Source organism: Rheinheimera sediminis (assembly GCF_004005375.1).
Classification (GTDB): domain Bacteria; phylum Pseudomonadota; class Gammaproteobacteria; order Enterobacterales; family Alteromonadaceae; genus Pararheinheimera.
In genome coordinates this window covers 1-15,841 of sequence record NZ_RZUF01000032.1, presented here as the reverse complement: position 1 = coordinate 15,841, position 15,841 = coordinate 1, and the positions used below count along the sequence as shown (strand labels likewise).

Here is a 15,841-nt window from a genome sequence, read left to right as displayed (position 1 = left end):
CTTATGAAAACATTGTATCAATACTGCCTGGTGCGTTTTCTGCCTTTTGCCGATTCAGGTGAATTCGTCAATATAGGCCTAGTGTTATGCGCGCCTGCAGCCGGAACTTTCGCCTTTCAACTGGTGCCTGAGCAATCGATGCGAGTACCACAATTCTTTCCTCAGTTGCACGAAGCTTTATTCCCTGTAACCATCAGAGCTTTGTCTGAAGAACTCCATCAAATCCAACAGCTGGCAGAGCAACAAACAGCTCCAGAACTATTTGCTGCATTCCAGAACTTAATTCAGGAAAGAGAGCAGCTTGTCCGCTACTCAGCACTGCGCTCAGTGCTGAGTACGGCTAAAATTGACGAGTTGCTGGCACAACTGGCACAACAACTGGTGTACTGACACGACAGTTTTCACTATAAAGCGTGTTATAAGCCCATCTGTTGTTTATACCTGCGGCTTAAACGAGCTAACCGTAACTGATCCAATACCAGCATGGCCAAATGCCAACGGCAGATAGACCAAAACGGCAAAGCCTGACCAAAACGTCTTAGCATCAATCTTGTATAGGCCATCTTTGCCAGCGCTTGCAGAGGTTTTTTGCCAAAATGAAAGGCAGGTAACTCCGGGCTTAGTGCATCCCCTTGCTGCCAACGCTGAGGTAAATTAGGCACCAAAGCCAAAGCTGTAGCTATACCCACCAAAGCAATACCACTGTGCAGCACCTGATCTGCCACTTCTTGCCTGCGAATACCGCCAGTCAGCATCAAAGGCATGTGCGCAGCTTGTTGCAGTTCTTTGGCAAAGTCTAAGAAATAAGCCTCACGGGCCAGCGTAGAGCCATCACGGCTGTCGCCCTGCATAGCGGGAGCTTCATAGCTGCCGCCAGATAACTCGACAAAATCCAGCGCCAGCGGATTTAACCATAACACCACCTGACGGGCATCTTCAGCGGAAAAACCACCGCGCTGAAAATCAGCTGAGTTCAGCTTCAGGCTAATCACAAAACCTGAAGGCAATTCAGCACGCAACAGGCTAACCAGCTCCAGCACTAAGCGGGCACGGTTTTCTAAACTGCCGCCGTACTGATCCTGGCGCTGATTCACCAGAGGCGATAAAAATTGACTGAGCAAATAACCATGAGCGGCATGAATTTGTACTCCGGCAAAACCGGCCTGTAAGGCCAGTTGACTGCTCAGCAAAAACTGCTGCTTAAATTGTGCTATGTCATCCAGTGTCATGGCTCTGGGGCTGGCAAACATCTTAGAAAACTGACCTAAATCCAGTGCTATAGCAGAAGGCGCCATCGCCTCTTGCCCTAAACTGGCTGGCATTTGCCGTCCAGGATGATTCAGCTGCAAAATCAGCTTAGTGCCATTCAGTTGGCCGGCTTCGGCCCAGCCTTTGAATAGAGTTAAATCTGATTTGGCATCCAGCACCACACCACCAGGCCCTGTTAACGCTTTGCGGCTCACCATCACATTGCCAGAAATTAACAAGCCAGCTCCCCCCAAAGCCCAATGCTTGTATAACTCAATCAGCTGTGCCGACGGATTCTGCCCTGCAGCAGCCATATTTTCTTCCATCGCTGCCTTAACCAGCCGGTTTTTCAGCACCACGCCATTAGGCAAGGTGGTGGTTTCAAATAACATAGGGATACCTCTTAGACTAGCGTCTGCCATGCGTGATGATATGGGTCTTAGCATACCAGTAGCTGAGGTATTGCTTTCCGTTTTAATTTAATCTACTTTGTAGAGCAATATTTATAAAGAGACTAAAAATGGCTCAGGACAAGTTTATTGGTGAGCTGGAACAGATGGTTTTGCTGAGTGTTTTGCAACTCAAGGCAGAAGCGTACGGCACCCAAATTCGTCTCTACCTGGCTGATAAGGTGGGACGGGATCTGAGCATTGGCGCTCTGTACACTACGCTGGAACGGCTGGAGCAAAAAGGCTTACTGACTGCTCGTTTAGGTGAAGCCACAGCTGAACGGGGTGGCCGCGCCAAAAAATACTTTGCAGTCACAGCTGAAGGCCAGCAGGCTCTGAATAGAAGCAAGCAGGCTTTTGACCAACTGTGGCAGGGATTAGCTCTAAAGCAAGCTATACACGGAGCGCTCCATCAGGATCTGATGGAGTTACATCCATGAAACAAACACAGTCCGCTCAGTGGAACAAAAGAGTGCCCGGAACATCAACACAACCACAACAACCTGAAGGTTTACCTCCGGGTCCATTGCCACCGGCCTTACAGCCGCCATTGTTGTGCCAGTTATTGCTGGAGTGGGTATTACCTGATGAGCTGCAAGAGCCAGTATTAGGTGATTTACAGGAAGAATTTATCGAACGACAACAGCAAAGCCGAAATCGTGCCTGCTGGTGGTACAGGCGGCAGGCTCTATCAAGCTGCTGGCATTTTTTACATCAAACCAAAGGAGACTGGCTGGTGTTTATATTCAGCGTGTTATTTTTTATTGGCATATCTTTGTGGGCTATGCAGGTATCCAGCCCGGCAGATCCCTTGCAGTTCTACGATTTTGTTTCACTGGTGCTTATTTTTCCGTCAGCCCTGTTATTTGCCGTGGGCGCAACGTCGCGCCAAACCTTACAAAAGGCTGTAGCTTTTTTACTGAACCCGCAACTTGGTTCCGAACCCATTACTTACCAGCAAATCCGTCACTTTTTCGACGTCATGGGGCAAAGCGGCTTGCTGCTTGGTTTTTTCAGTACCTTAATCGGAGTAGTAGCTATTGCCAACGCCATGACTGCAGAGAATTTTGCTGGTAGTTTTGGCCCGGCTACCGCCGTATGTTTACTCACTTTACTTTATGGTTGTGCGCTAAAAACCCTGTGTTATGTTGCCACCCAAAAGGTTAGTTTTGTAGCACGGGAAAGTAGCAGAGACGACAGTGTTTCGGGTTAAAAGACCACCCCATCAATCAGGCCGACTTGTCAGGCTTAGTTCAGTCTTCACCCGGTTTTAAGCACAAGTCTGGCCAGGGCCATTAATGCGTCTCTGGCCTGATCTATGCAGAACAGTGCTGGTAACCTGGGCAAAAACAGAAACAAATGGGCCTGTTTTTGCGTTGAATTACTAAGTTCCGTGTTATGGCTCAGGCTGTACAGCCTGATAAAAATCCTGCAGCTCTTTGATCGCTACAGGTTTGCTGTAGAAATACCCCTGCATAAAACTACAACCTTTATTCAGCAAATAATCCCGCTCTGCTGATGTTTCTACGCCTTCTGCTATACAGATCACACCTAAACTCTCAGCAAGAGTAATGATAGTGTCAATAACTGCCGTGCTGTTGCTGATATTAGAGACAAAACTGCGGTCAATTTTGATGGCATTCAGCGGAAAATCCTGAATATATTTCAGTGAAGAGTAGCCTGTGCCAAAGTCATCCAGGAAAATCTGGAAGCCGGCACTGCGCAATTCATTCATATTGCGAATAGCACTTTCTTGATTACGGATCAGGGTCGATTCAGTAATTTCCAGCTTTATATCAGCTGGTGCAATAGCTTTCTGCGCTACTATCTGCTTAAAAGTTTCAAGCACAGAGCTTGAACACAACTGGGCTCCGGTCAGGTTAATAGACACATAGGGAAACTCGCCGGACTCATGCAGAATGTGCAAATCATCACAGGCTGTTGCCAGCGACTGAAACGCAATATCGTCAATAATACCTATACCTTCAGCTATGGGTATGAATACATCAGGTGAGACAAAATTACCCTCTAGCTGCCACCGGCTCAACAACTCGATACCAACAAGCTGACCTGTTTTTGCATTGACAATAGGCTGGTAATAATTCAGCAACTGGCCTTGCTTCACCGCCTCCCTTAACTGTTGCTGCACTATAAATTTATCTCTGGTTTGCTCCAACAAACCAGATTGATATGACAAGTGCTGCTGACCTGAGCCCTCTTTGCCAACACGCAAGGCTAGCTCAGCCTGATTTAACAACTGCTGAGCCGACTCCTGCATCTTGGTTTGGCTGGCAGTGCCTGCAGCACAGGGAATAGTAATATCCCGCTCTTGCACTATCACAGGTTCTGAAGCAACAGCTAGCAAGCGCTCAGACAAGAACGCAAGCTGTGCTGTATCTGCAGAGCAAAGCGCCACAATAAAGGTAGATTCCGCGGCATGGATCAACAAGTCGGGCGTACTGATCTGACTGCGCAAACGCGATGAAATCTGCAGCAGTACCGAATTGGCAGCTAAATCGCCAAAAGCGCTTTTTACTTCACTAAACTGCTGTAATTTGACAACAATAAAGGCTTTAAAGTCAAAACCACTATCTTCTTGCATTAGATACTGCTGCAGCAAATTACGGTTTGGTAACCCCGTAATTTGATCATAGTGAGAAAGTTGTTCCAGCTCGAGCTCAGTGAGCTTTTGTACTGTGATATCCGTATACAAGCCGTAGACTTTGCTCGCCTTACTCGCCTGTACTGCCGCAACTTTCCCGACATCTTTAAACCAAAGCCAGTCGCCGCTCTTCGCTTTTATTCTGTAGGTGCAGTTAAACTCTAAGCTTTCTGCCGCTTTCAATGCTTGCCAGCTCTGGTAAAATCCTGCTCTGTCTGCTGGATGAAGCAGATTCAAATAATCATCAAGACTGTAGCTCTGCCGTGATTCGCTAAACACCAGCGACATCCTGTTACTGTAAGATAAATGGTCCTCCAGCAAGTCGGCCTCCCAAACATCGCTGGAGGCAATGGCCATAGACAGTTCCAGCTTATTATTCAGTTGCTTTAACGCCTCATGCTGCACCATTAACAGGGCTCTCTGCCTCACCCTATAGCCGATCCAAAACAGCGCCATAGTGACTAACATTGCGATGTAAGAGGCGTAAGCCAATGGGCTGCGCCAGGGCGGGTAAGCAACGGTGATCTTCAGCAAAGCAGGCTTACTCGACTGCTCAGTCGCAGCATTAAACGCAGTGATACGTACACTATAATCACCTGGCTTTAAATTGGGTAAAGCTAACTGAGGAGCAGACTTAAAATAGTCAGGCAGTTCTACAGGCCCGCTCAGATCAAAATGATATCTGCTGTCTCCGTCGGATTGGTAATCAAAAGTAGCTAGCTGGATCTTAAGGCCAAAATCATCATGAGAAAGTCTGATTTCGTCTGCCACAACTGGAATAGCTTTAGCTGCAGTACTTCTGGATTCCAGCGTAGTTTTGGTAATGTATAGCTGAGGTTGAGCGCTTTGGGCTGAAAAAAATTCAGCAGGATTAAAGAAGGTGACGCCTCTCTGTGAGCCGAATACCAACTTATTCTGCTGTGGTATAAAGGAACTGGAGCTGCTATTGAACTCGTTGTAGGCCAAACCATTTCTATGAGTAAATTGCCGCACCAACTTCTTCATCGGGTTAAAGCGCCACAAGCCTGAATGACTACTCATCCATAAATAGCCCTGCTGATCCCGCTGTAATCCATACAAAATAGTGGTGGTTAACTCAGGTGATTCAGCACTAAAAAAGTGACTTTTTTCAGTAAGGCTTTGCGCATCCAATTCAACCAGGCCCAAACCTGAGATCAACAACCAGAGGCTTTGATCCAGCTGTTGCATGCCTTCACCAAACATCACCAGATCCTTATAACGCTCAGGCACCTGGTACACTTTAGACACTCTGTCCTGCTCTGGCTCATAACGCCAGATAGCCCTTTGATAAAAAAACAGTAGTTCATTGTGATTCGCAGGGTTCAAACCAAACCACTGTGCATCTTCCGGAGCTTGCAAAAAGGCGGACAGGGACTGCAGCTTTTCCACCTTGTTGTCAGCATCAATCCGAAATGCGCCCTGGCCATTGAAGGCCAACAACTCCTTTGTTGCCGTTTGAGTGATACTATAAAAATACTGTTGGAAAAACGCTGCGTCTGCCCCTGAGCCAGCGGACACCAGTTGCTTCTCCACAGTGTCAAACTTTAACAAAGAAAGGCCTGTTAACAACCAAAGGTAAGGCTGTTCCTTATCTGGATAGATACCATAGATGGCCGCATCAGAGTCGGGCGCAGCAGTGTCGCTATGGACTAACAGCTGTTCCATTTGGCCACTTTGCCAGTCATATAAATTCAAGCCATTTTGAGTACCAATCCATAACCCGGCTTCGCTGCCATACAAACCAAACACAAAATTGTGACTCAGCCTGCGTTCACCTGTTCGGTTGTAGATATTGTTGAATCCTTTAGCGTTCAGGTCCAGAAAATAAGCGCCGTCACCGCGTGATGCTAACCAATATCTCCCCTCTGCTAATTCAATAAAATCCAGAATGGTATCGTCCGCATAGGCATAAGCTGTTTGACCAGGCTGAAACAAGGTTTCAACAACACCTGTAGCGAGATCGATTTTTAAAAAGCCTGCATTGGTGCCTGCTAATAATTCAGCCTGCCGTGAAAGTTTTAGTTTCCAGACATTGTGCTCAGACAATATAGTTTTAGCCTCTGTGACTGAGGACTGTTCGGACAAGGCCTGCAACGGCAACTGGTATAAGCCGGCGACAGTACCAATCAACAAGTGCTGATCGTGCAGTACTAATGTCTTACTGTTGCGCTGATCGGCTGAAGCCGAACGAGGCAAATAGTGAATTTCCTGTAGTGTTTTTGTGGGTAAGTCGTACTGATACAACCCCATAGAGGTCGCAATAATCAGTCTGTTGTCCAGGCGTAACAAGTCCCTGATATAGTGTTCTTGCGGGTCTTTGTCACTAAAACGAAACTCTTCCGTCAGTTGATGGTCCGGGCCCATACGATAGATACGTAAAGCACTGGCGTACCAGCGGTTTTGCTCATTATCCTGCCGAATTAAGCTAATAGCTTCGCTGCGGGAAAAAGACGGATCAAGTTCCTGCTGTAAATAACGCACAGTCCCGCTGGCTAAATCTACGTCTAAAAGACCAAGATCGGCTGTTGCCAGATGCACGTTATGGCTGGTAACAAAGTCGAAATCCCAGACTACATCATGGCTTAACTTAAGCTCACTTCTGAGGTGCTCAATACTGGTGCCGTCGTAGCGGTCCAGGTCACTTTCAGTCGACAACCACAACTGGCCTTTGTCGTCCAGCTTCATGCTATACACCACCCCCTGACTTAATCCATTGTCTGGGGATAAACGTGAAACCTGAGGCGCTGCAGATAGATAACCAGGAGTTAAAATAAGCAGAAATAACAACAAATAACGCTGTAGCGTGCTAAAGCCGCTGAGACAGCCCGAAAAGGTGCCACTGACCAACATTGAAACCAGATGAAAAATAGCTTTGACTGAAAGATGTCTCAACATGCAGCCTTACACTAGTACTATGTTATAGCGATACTAGCACAGAACTTGTGTAGCCAGGCATCTGACTTTAGTTTGAGCCTGATTAGCAGGACAATGCAGCTCAGGCTGTTTTTTCTTTGCCACTACAGCTGACATTGGCAGAAGGGGAAAAACTTGGCGCCATGGTTCTGCCAGAGCTAAAAGCTGCTACCCAGCTAGCCCAATATTCGGCTGGAATCATAAAACAGTCCCCCAAAATCGCAGTTTAACCCCACGGAAACAAATGATGAAATTGAGCGTTACGCTTGATATTGCAGTAGGCTTTTCTGGCGTCGTAAGCGAGGTAAAATCCGGCGCAAACAAAAAACCAACCTAACCATGGCACAAGTTTTTCACTGGCTGTGATGGCAGACTTGATCTGAGGGTAAGTTCTGACCACCTGCTGATCAATCTGGATGTCCCACACCGAGTGATATCTGTCATCCGAAAACAGCGGGCCATGAGTTTTCTTTTGATACCGCAGCGACACTTGCTTTTCGCCGGCTGTCTCCAGTGCTTTTTTTACCTGATCAGATGAGCCTGCATTGTTCGAATAACTAAAGAGCTGCTGCTGATCTTTCAACGCAAAATGAAAGCCGTACCTATGTTTTTTCAACCAGCTTAACTGCCCACTGGCCTGCAACAAATCGGCTTCAACCTGCAGTCTGGAATCGTGAAACAGCAGAAAATACAACCCCATAGCAACTGAGCACAGTGCTAAAACACTCATACGCCGCCAGCCCGATTGCTGCATTAAAGGTTGTGCTCCATCCTGTCAAAAGTAACTAAAATTACCACAACCAGAGGTGAATACACACCGGTATTATCCAAGCTCATTCTTGTCTCCTGCCATCCTCAGTGGCGGACCGGTATCAAGTTTACGGATAAAACCTGATTACTGCGCCATCTCGCCGCAGTGACATAGCTTTACTATACTTGGGGCATCTCACTGGCTTGTCGCCTCGCCGAAACTTCAAATATGGCAAGGGCTACCTGAGCAGCGAAGAGAGCATTCAGCGGCCTACTGATTTTTTATTATCCTGACTATTTCCTGCTTTCGCTGTCATGCTGTTCTGGTTAAAAACCCACAGCACTCCTGGAAAAAAAATGATCTCAACTCTTATTCTCAATGCCCAGCCCGGCAATATACCCAGCACCAGCCACTCTATCTGGCGTTACCTTGGCTATTTTGTCGCGGCCATTCGGTTTTTTCATTGGCCTGTGATGGATAATCTTTGATACAAGAAAACAAGGCTGGCACGACAAACTGGCCTGAACTGCCCTAACACTGCAAACCTCAAACAATGCTGCGCCAGCCCTGCCTGCTACAACCTGATTAAAGTATTCCAAAGTTGTTCCGATACTTCTTTTAGTTGCGAAAATTTCTAGACTGGATGTCACTTTTATGGAACCAACCCTTGCACTACTGCTGGATTACGACCAACAATTTCTTCAGGCACAAATCGCCGAACAAAGCGCTTCAGAAAGGATAGCCGACCCCATAGAGCCGCCAACGGTCGCTTTTTATCGATGGGACAACAGGGTGTTTTCCCTGCAACCCCTCCCCGACAAACTGGCCGTGCTAGCGCAATTTCAACCGCAATCCTTTGCCTTACAAGTCTGGCAACAATTGCAATGGCTGCTCTCTGCTGATCCGTCAGCTTGTCAGGAACTGATTTGGCAGCAGTATCAACAGCTGAATTTTATTCAAAAAAACATGTGGTACAGTCAACTGATGCGGGCCTCCTTTACCGGTTCGCTGATCGAGATAGAGTTGAGGCCATTTTATGAATCCCTGATCGACAGCTATTGCCAACAGGCGCAGCAGGTCTGCCAGGTGCAGCCACTGCTCGATGAAGGCAATCAACAGGTTGCGGTCATCATCACCAATCAGTTTTTAACAGCCCAACATGGCCCAACGCTAACCACATTAAACTACGCCAGCTGCCTGCAACAGATGGGGATGCAGGTGGTGGTGATTTGTACCGGCACAGTTGCCCGCAATTATCAAATGTATTACCCCATGCCAGCACCAGCATTTTTTGGCAATGTCACAGATGAGTATTATCAGGCAGATATTCAGATTAATCTGGACTCGCGCCAGGTGACCAGCGCCCCAGGCCAAGGCTCTGCTGTCCAATGCTGGGGGCAGCAGTTTTCATTTATTCAGCTGGATACCAATGAAATTCCCGCGCACCTGCAGGAACTGGTTGAATTTATCAACCACACCAATCCACGCTATATTTTTTGTGTAGGCGGGTTAAATCCGGCGGCAGAATGGATTGGGCGAGCGCGCCCGGTGCTGGCGATCCCCTGCGTAACCTCGTTGCAACTGCCGAAGTATATGGTACCAGTGGCACAGCGTGAGCTCACTGAAGCAGATACGCAACATATAGCAAGGCTGCAACTGCCACATCCGGTACTTTGTAGTCAGTTGCCGTTTCGGCTGCGTCCACACCAAGCTGTGAAAACCAGTTCAGCTGCCGATAGCAAAACCCTGTTTGCGATCTGTGGCTATAGGCTGGAAGAAGAATTGACCGCAGCCTTCTTTACCACCATGCGCCGGATCAAGCAGACATTTCCCGGTGCTTATTTTGTATTGATTGGCACCAGTACATATTCAAACTATCCAACAGACTTGCTGCCTTGCACTGAATTTACCGGTCAGGTTCTGAATGCCATTGATCTCATCGGCCAATGCCATTTCCTGCTCAACCCGCGTCGCCAGGGCGGCGGCACCTCTGCAGTTGAAGCTTTATCCTTAGGTGTCCCGGTGTTAACTGATCCCTATGGCGATACTTATCAATATGTGGGGGATGACTTTGCCTTTGATACAGATGAAGCCCGGCTGCTGTTTATCCAAAGTTACCTGGCCTCAACCGGGCTACAACAGCAGTACCACGAACTATGTCTCGGCCGCGCTGCTATGGTGACCAATACCCGACATATTTTTCAACCTCTGTTGCTCGACTATGACAGCTATCTTTATCAATTACAGCAAACAGGTACTATGGAGGTGGCTTGATTAAAAAACGGACTGCGGCCAGCCCAGTCCGTCTCTTGTTGGTGGATCTATGAGTGCGGCCATCATTCTATTGAACCATAAAGAAGGGTTCTTGTTCAGTTTGCTCAGGCACCCTCTTTGCAAAGCACCAACTCACCGCCTGCTGACACTAGTCAGTAAAAACAAGCGGTCAGAGCAAAAACAGCGGCAAATAAAGCCGAATAAACCTGTGGTTGAGTCGTCAGCTGCCCCTGAGGATATAGCTGACGAAGAGTCCCAAACACAGTGCGCCGCTGTTTGAACAAAATGATTTACTGTGATTCAAAATAAGTCATAAGCCTATCTAAAGTCACTGACGTTGTAGCGCGGCGGCAAGCAACCACTTAATGCGCTGCCGCAGCTTTGTCTTTAACTGACGGCACTAAACGTAGCTGAATCGCTCTTGGCAGTAGGTTATTGCAATGGGGGTTGATGAACAAAGTGATGGGCGTCTGCAGCAACATACTGTCTGAGAATTGCAGTTTTTCTCGAAGTGCCGCGGGCAGTTGCATAAAGTTGTAATCGTCATACATGGCAATATCTACACGCTGGCGCATGACTAAATCCATCGACTGTTGAATGGTTTCAGTAAAGGTAACCACAAGCCCTGCCTGATAAAATCTGGACGCAAACGGAGAATCTTCACCACTTCGTAATAGTGCAATGTGCAACCCCACCAACTCATCGAGATCCGTCCACGTAAAGGGCTCTTGCTGGCGCAGACGAACAAGGCCAATTTTAATGGCCTGCTCTGACAGTACTAATTTATCCGTCGCCACACCTTCACTGCCGGGGTAAAAACTCATGCACCATTGGCCATTTTGGATCATGTTATAAGCACGCTTTGGCGGTACCATCAGCGGTTTAAATTTATAGGCTGGAAAAGCTTGTCTTAACACCAGAAATGCTAGGCCGTCATCAGCAGCCTTACTGGTAGTAAAAGGAGGGTATTCCACGGCAAGTACTTCAAACTTATCCTGTGCGAACGCAGAATAACAACAGACTATACTTAGGCATAACCATCTCAACATGACATATGCTCGTAGCACATTAATGATGCAAAGCATGGGCACATATCACCTTCCAGTCAACTCGGTTGCACACTTAAAAGGAGTTACAGCAAGCCACGGGCTGTCCACTCAGGCACTTTATCCAGAAAACAGCTGGCCATTTGCCAAAAAACTGCGCTAACTTAGTGCTAAACGAGTGACAACCCTACATAACCTGATGTGATGCTCTCCCACCGCGGTATCGCTGCGCCATGNCTTAGTGCTAAACGAGTGACAACCCTACATAACCTGATGTGATGCTCTCCCACCGCGGTATCGCTGCGCCATGATTGAATTGCAAACAATCAAAAATGGGAGAAGACCACATGCAGCTTACATAGGTTGCCGGAAAAGGAAGTTTGGCAGTTCAGTTCTTTTTGGCGTTTTAGCCTTTAGATCGCCCGCTAAATACCTTCCCGCTTTTCATCCGCAACTTCAGATTGCACTGGGGCTCGGGGCATTAGACCTGACTCCGATTTTTTTCTTGCTGGACAGGGCCAGTTCACCGGCCTTAGACTAAAAGAGTGATGCTTTCTACCATCAAACCTGCTCACGTTCAGACCACTACACTATGGTTGTCAGGACGGCAAAAAAACATGAACTTTGTGTAGTGGGATATGAATGGAAAGCCACAAAGGTAGTTTGCAAACAAAGGATTGAGTAAGTAAATGGATATTTTTACCCTGATAATTTGCACTGCACTGATCAGCCTGAGCACAGTGGTGACCCTGGCGGTACTTTTGCAGACCTCACCAGAAGAACGCTATCTGATTGACTGGCTGATTGCCGGTGTCTGCTTCTTTTTATCCAATGCGACCGGCTTGATCCTGACGTTTCCCGCTGCGCCTGACGCATTTTTGCCCATGCTTGCTAATAGTTTTTACATGGCCGCCCATACCGCAGTACTAAGCGGAATTAGCCTGCTGGTGCTCAATAAAAATATCAGAACCCTTATTCCGGTAGCTTTTTTAATAACCATTGGCTTACATGGCTTTGAGCCAATCATGTCATCTGTTGAAAACCGGATCATTACCTTTTATCCAATGATGATCGCGCTTACCGCAGCTGGTTTATTGATTTTGTTTTCGAAAAGAGACAACAGAGAAGACGCAAAGGCTTTTCATGTATTGATATTTACCCTTGTGCTTTTTTTGCTTCAGCTGATTTTAAGATTTCCTTTACTGCTCAATGATGAGTTGGACCTGACGCTGGTAGGAAACGATTATATGCAGACCTCCGGAACATTATCTTTGATGTTATACATCTTCTTACTCACAATAAGTTTCTCCACCATAGTTATTTGGAGAAAAGAGAGCAGGCTGCGAAATTTTGCCTTCATAGACGAGCTAAGCGGCTGGTTAAACCGAAAGTCTCTCGAGAAAAAAATAGCGGTGGAGTTCAGCCGAAGTAAACGTGAGGGCGGAGTGCTGAGCTTTATCATGATAGATATTGATTATTTTAAAACGATCAATGACCAGCACGGTCATGCCGCTGGTGATGCCGCCATTCAGCATGTCTGTCGTTTAGCTGAGCAATCTAAGCGTGACTATGACTTAAATTTCAGGGTTGGCGGTGAAGAGTTTTTAATTGTTGCACCAGATACGTCAGAGGATGAGGCGCGAAGTATTGCCGAGCGCATTAGAGAAAAGGTGGCGAATACGCCTTTAGCTTTTGCCGGGAATAACATTAGGCTGACGGTGAGCATAGGGGTTGCTTCATCCATTACAAATATCGAAGACTGGCGCAAACTCTATGAACATGCCGACAATGCGCTGTATTCGTCAAAAGACAACGGAAGAAACAAAGTCACATGTAGTCATCTGGCACAAAGCTTACAGGCCTGATGTGCCTGCAGTTGCTTTAGGCATGCAGTGTCATATGGCCCCCACCAACTAATACTGATGATCTTATACTTCACAAAAAATATAACCTTAAGGTATCAAAAAACTTGACACTGACACCTTAAGGTTCCATATTGATACCTTAAGGTATCTTCCATTGATAAAAAAGGAACACTTATTATGGCTATATGGACTATCGAAGATCAGGAAAATTGCGTAAAAGCCGCTCTGTTCGGTGCACTCTTTGTTGCGCTGCTCACTGGCTTTCAACTGTTAAAAGATATCAGTTTATTTTGGTTTCAAATGAGCACACTCAGCGATGTATTCGGTTTTGGTATTCTCCTTTCTCTGATTTATTTTTTAGTCAAAGTGAGAAAATTCCCCAAACTGCTGTCGTACGGCTGGAAAATCCGCGAGATATGTGGTGATTTTCAGGACGAATATTTACGCAGCCGTTTTCAGCGGGCCACCACACTGGCATTTCACTTAACGATTACGATAGCGTTTGCGGGGTATGCTGCAACCAATTTAATCAACAAGCATGGCGACCCGCAGTGGATCTCATTTCAGCTGTTTCCATTGCTGACGATATTCATCGGCACCCTGAGCTTTTATCTAAGTTTGCGCACAGTGCTGGATGAGCAAGACGAGCCAGCGCAGGAAACCAATTGATGGAAGAGCAAACCCTGTACAACAGAATTGCACAGCTGCGCGCGGCCAGAGGGCTGTCGCAGCAGCAACTGGCCGACGCCATTGGTGTTTCCCGTAAAACCATCAGCACAGTAGAAACCAGCCGTTTTACGCCTTCTGTGGTGATAGCTTTGCAAATGGCACGTTACTTCGAAGTACCGGTAGAGCAGATTTTTAGCTTTGATGGCTTTCGTTGAGGTGGTCTAGCTAGGTCTTGATAAACTCATTGAGCTGCTAGTCCCGAAAAAGAGCTTGTGCTTCCCACTACGCTGTTTTAACTTGGTTTTATTCAACAGCGATAACAGACACTTGCGGGGTTTAACTTTGCTTGAAGTGGAAGAACTGCAGGAAAAGGCAACTCAGGGCCGCACCGAACCCTGGCTTTGTCGTTTGTCTGACGATCAGCTGTATTACATTAAAGGCCCACAAGCCACCACCAAAGGTTTAATTAACGAAGCGGTGTGTGCGTTCTTAGGCAGAGCCTTTGGCCTGAATGTACCAGCACATCAAGCCGCTTACTTACCTGCACAGTTACTGACTTATAATGACACAGCACGTCAAATACTGGGCGACGGCAACTCTGTAGTTTTTGCTTCGAGGCAAGTGAAAGGCATGATTGAACTCTCGCCTTCATCACAGCAAAGCCTGCCCACACAATTCGCAAAAGATTTATTTCTGTTTGATTATTGGATCAAAAACGAAGACAGAACTATGGGCCAAAGCGGTGGGAACCCGAACTTATTCCTGGACGGGCACTCGAACAGTTATGTCGTAGTGGACCATAATCTGGCTTTTGACCCGGACTACAACTTTGCACAAAATGCATCGCTACACTTAGGTTACCCGTTTTGGTTTAACCAGCAGCACGATCAACTTTGGCGAGACTACTACAGTCCTAAGCTAGAGATTGCGCTCAAGGGTTTAGCCCAGTATGCTGCCAGTCTGCCAGAAGAATGGTTAGCTGCAGAGCCTGATTATTTGGCTCATATTTCAGCCAATTTGGCATTATTCAGAACAGACGAGTTTTGGGAGGCTCTGATATGAAGACTTTATATCAGTATGCGATAGTAAGGTTTTTACCTCATACAGAGACGGGCGAATTCGCCAACGTCGGCATAGTGCTGTGCGCTCCTGAACAAGCTGCTTTTGAATTCCGCTTAGCTCCAACCCGCTTTGCCAGAGTGACCGATTTCTTTGAAGATGTTGAAGGCAAGTTATACAAAACCACCATTACTACAGTGCAAAACGAGCTGAAACGCATTAAAGACTACGGCACTACTGTATTACCCAAAGAGTTGGTGGCGGCAATGCAGGAATTAGTGCGACCTCGGGAAACGCTGGTGCGTTACTCAGACCTTCGCACTATGTACGTGGATAAAAAGCCTGCCGAATTGGCAGATCACTTATTTGAACAACTGGTTCACCGTGCTTTTCTGACCGAAGAATATCAGGAACAGTTAATGGTTCGCGCCATCAGGGCTCAGCTGAAAACTGAAAAGCTTGCTCATTTTAAAAAGCAGGCACTTGCTGGCCGCTATGACGAAATAACCTTCCCGCTGGTTGCAAAAACCAACGACACCTTTGTGATCCGCCCTCTGGCATTCCAGCATAAAAACGCCGGAAAAATTCTGGATCACGCTCAAACCTGGCTGGGACGCTTTGACCGTTTAGCGCAAAACGATGTTCTGAAAAAAGACAACATACTACTGCCACTGCAAGGCCCAACACAAACCAACACTAAACTGGCTGGCGCTTTTAAAGAAGTAGAACGCGAGTTTGCTCAGTGTGGCCTGCATACCATTCGTCATAACGACACTAAAGCCATTACCGCTTTCGCCAAACAGGCTTTAACAGCTGATGGGGTTTATCTGGCGTATCAATCACTTGATTAGATAGTCCCGAAAAACAGCTTGCCGTTTCTGAAA

Annotated in this window: 13 protein-coding genes; 9 read left to right on the top strand and 4 right to left on the bottom strand. The window is 46.9% G+C overall.

What is annotated here, in order from left to right; all coding sequences use genetic code 11:
* Positions 1 to 3 precede the first annotated feature (3 nt).
* Positions 4 to 390: a DUF3037 domain-containing protein gene (locus tag EMM73_RS17715; protein ID WP_127688133.1), complete on the top strand. Its 387-nt coding sequence runs from the start codon at positions 4 to 6 to the stop codon at positions 388 to 390.
* Between the two features lie 26 nt (positions 391 to 416).
* Here EMM73_RS17715 and EMM73_RS17710 read toward each other — a convergent pair whose 3' ends face one another.
* Positions 417 to 1,640, bottom strand: coding sequence for an NADH:flavin oxidoreductase/NADH oxidase family protein (locus EMM73_RS17710; protein ID WP_127688132.1), 1,224 nt, complete (start codon positions 1,638 to 1,640; stop codon positions 417 to 419).
* A 128-nt stretch (positions 1,641 to 1,768) separates the two neighbouring features.
* On the opposite strand from EMM73_RS17710, the gene EMM73_RS17705 reads away from it, so the two are divergent.
* Positions 1,769 to 2,137 (top strand): PadR family transcriptional regulator, encoded by a 369-nt coding sequence (locus EMM73_RS17705; protein ID WP_127688131.1) that lies wholly within the window; start codon positions 1,769 to 1,771, stop codon positions 2,135 to 2,137.
* A complete protein-coding gene (locus EMM73_RS17700) occupies positions 2,134 to 2,910 on the top strand; it encodes a permease prefix domain 2-containing transporter (RefSeq protein ID WP_127688130.1) in 777 nt (258 codons plus the stop codon). The genes EMM73_RS17705 and EMM73_RS17700 overlap by 4 nt, the downstream gene beginning before the upstream one ends.
* 183 nt (positions 2,911 to 3,093) lie before the next feature.
* On the opposite strand, the gene EMM73_RS17695 is transcribed toward EMM73_RS17700, so the two are convergent.
* Together EMM73_RS17695 and EMM73_RS17690 are read right to left on the bottom strand one after the other, a co-directional pair.
* On the bottom strand, positions 3,094 to 7,275 hold the full coding sequence (locus tag EMM73_RS17695; RefSeq protein WP_127688129.1) for an EAL domain-containing protein: 4,182 nt from the start codon (positions 7,273 to 7,275) through the stop codon (positions 3,094 to 3,096).
* Between the two features lie 244 nt (positions 7,276 to 7,519).
* Positions 7,520 to 8,047 carry a hypothetical protein gene (locus EMM73_RS17690; RefSeq protein ID WP_127688128.1) on the bottom strand — a complete coding sequence of 176 codons (528 nt, stop codon included), beginning with the start codon at positions 8,045 to 8,047 and terminating at the stop codon, positions 7,520 to 7,522.
* Between the two features lie 651 nt (positions 8,048 to 8,698).
* On the opposite strand from EMM73_RS17690, the gene EMM73_RS17685 reads away from it, so the two are divergent.
* Positions 8,699 to 10,318: a glycosyltransferase family protein gene (locus EMM73_RS17685; RefSeq protein ID WP_127688127.1), complete on the top strand. Its 1,620-nt coding sequence runs from the start codon at positions 8,699 to 8,701 to the stop codon at positions 10,316 to 10,318.
* A gap of 362 nt (positions 10,319 to 10,680) precedes the next feature.
* On the opposite strand, the gene EMM73_RS17680 is transcribed toward EMM73_RS17685, so the two are convergent.
* Positions 10,681 to 11,367, bottom strand: coding sequence for a hypothetical protein (locus EMM73_RS17680; RefSeq protein ID WP_127688126.1), 687 nt, complete (start codon positions 11,365 to 11,367; stop codon positions 10,681 to 10,683).
* A gap of 686 nt (positions 11,368 to 12,053) precedes the next feature.
* Between EMM73_RS17680 and EMM73_RS17675 the strand changes: the two genes are divergently transcribed.
* The 5 genes from EMM73_RS17675 (at position 12,054) to EMM73_RS17655 (ending at position 15,808) form a co-directional block, all read left to right on the top strand.
* The gene (locus EMM73_RS17675) at positions 12,054 to 13,229 is read left to right on the top strand and encodes a GGDEF domain-containing protein (RefSeq protein ID WP_127688125.1); all 1,176 of its coding nucleotides are present in this window, start codon (positions 12,054 to 12,056) and stop codon (positions 13,227 to 13,229) included.
* A 177-nt stretch (positions 13,230 to 13,406) separates the two neighbouring features.
* Positions 13,407 to 13,898, top strand: a complete 492-nt coding sequence (locus tag EMM73_RS17670) for a hypothetical protein (RefSeq protein WP_127688124.1) — start codon at positions 13,407 to 13,409, stop codon at positions 13,896 to 13,898.
* The gene (locus tag EMM73_RS17665) at positions 13,898 to 14,113 is read left to right on the top strand and encodes a helix-turn-helix transcriptional regulator (RefSeq protein ID WP_186435285.1); all 216 of its coding nucleotides are present in this window, start codon (positions 13,898 to 13,900) and stop codon (positions 14,111 to 14,113) included. The genes EMM73_RS17670 and EMM73_RS17665 overlap by 1 nt, the downstream gene beginning before the upstream one ends.
* A gap of 82 nt (positions 14,114 to 14,195) precedes the next feature.
* On the top strand, positions 14,196 to 14,960 hold the full coding sequence (locus tag EMM73_RS17660) for a HipA family kinase (RefSeq protein ID WP_127688123.1): 765 nt from the start codon (positions 14,196 to 14,198) through the stop codon (positions 14,958 to 14,960).
* Complete coding sequence (locus EMM73_RS17655; protein ID WP_127688122.1) at positions 14,957 to 15,808, top strand: DUF3037 domain-containing protein; 852 nt, start codon at positions 14,957 to 14,959, stop codon at positions 15,806 to 15,808. Before EMM73_RS17660 ends, EMM73_RS17655 begins: the two co-directional genes overlap by 4 nt.
* Positions 15,809 to 15,841 lie beyond the last annotated feature (33 nt).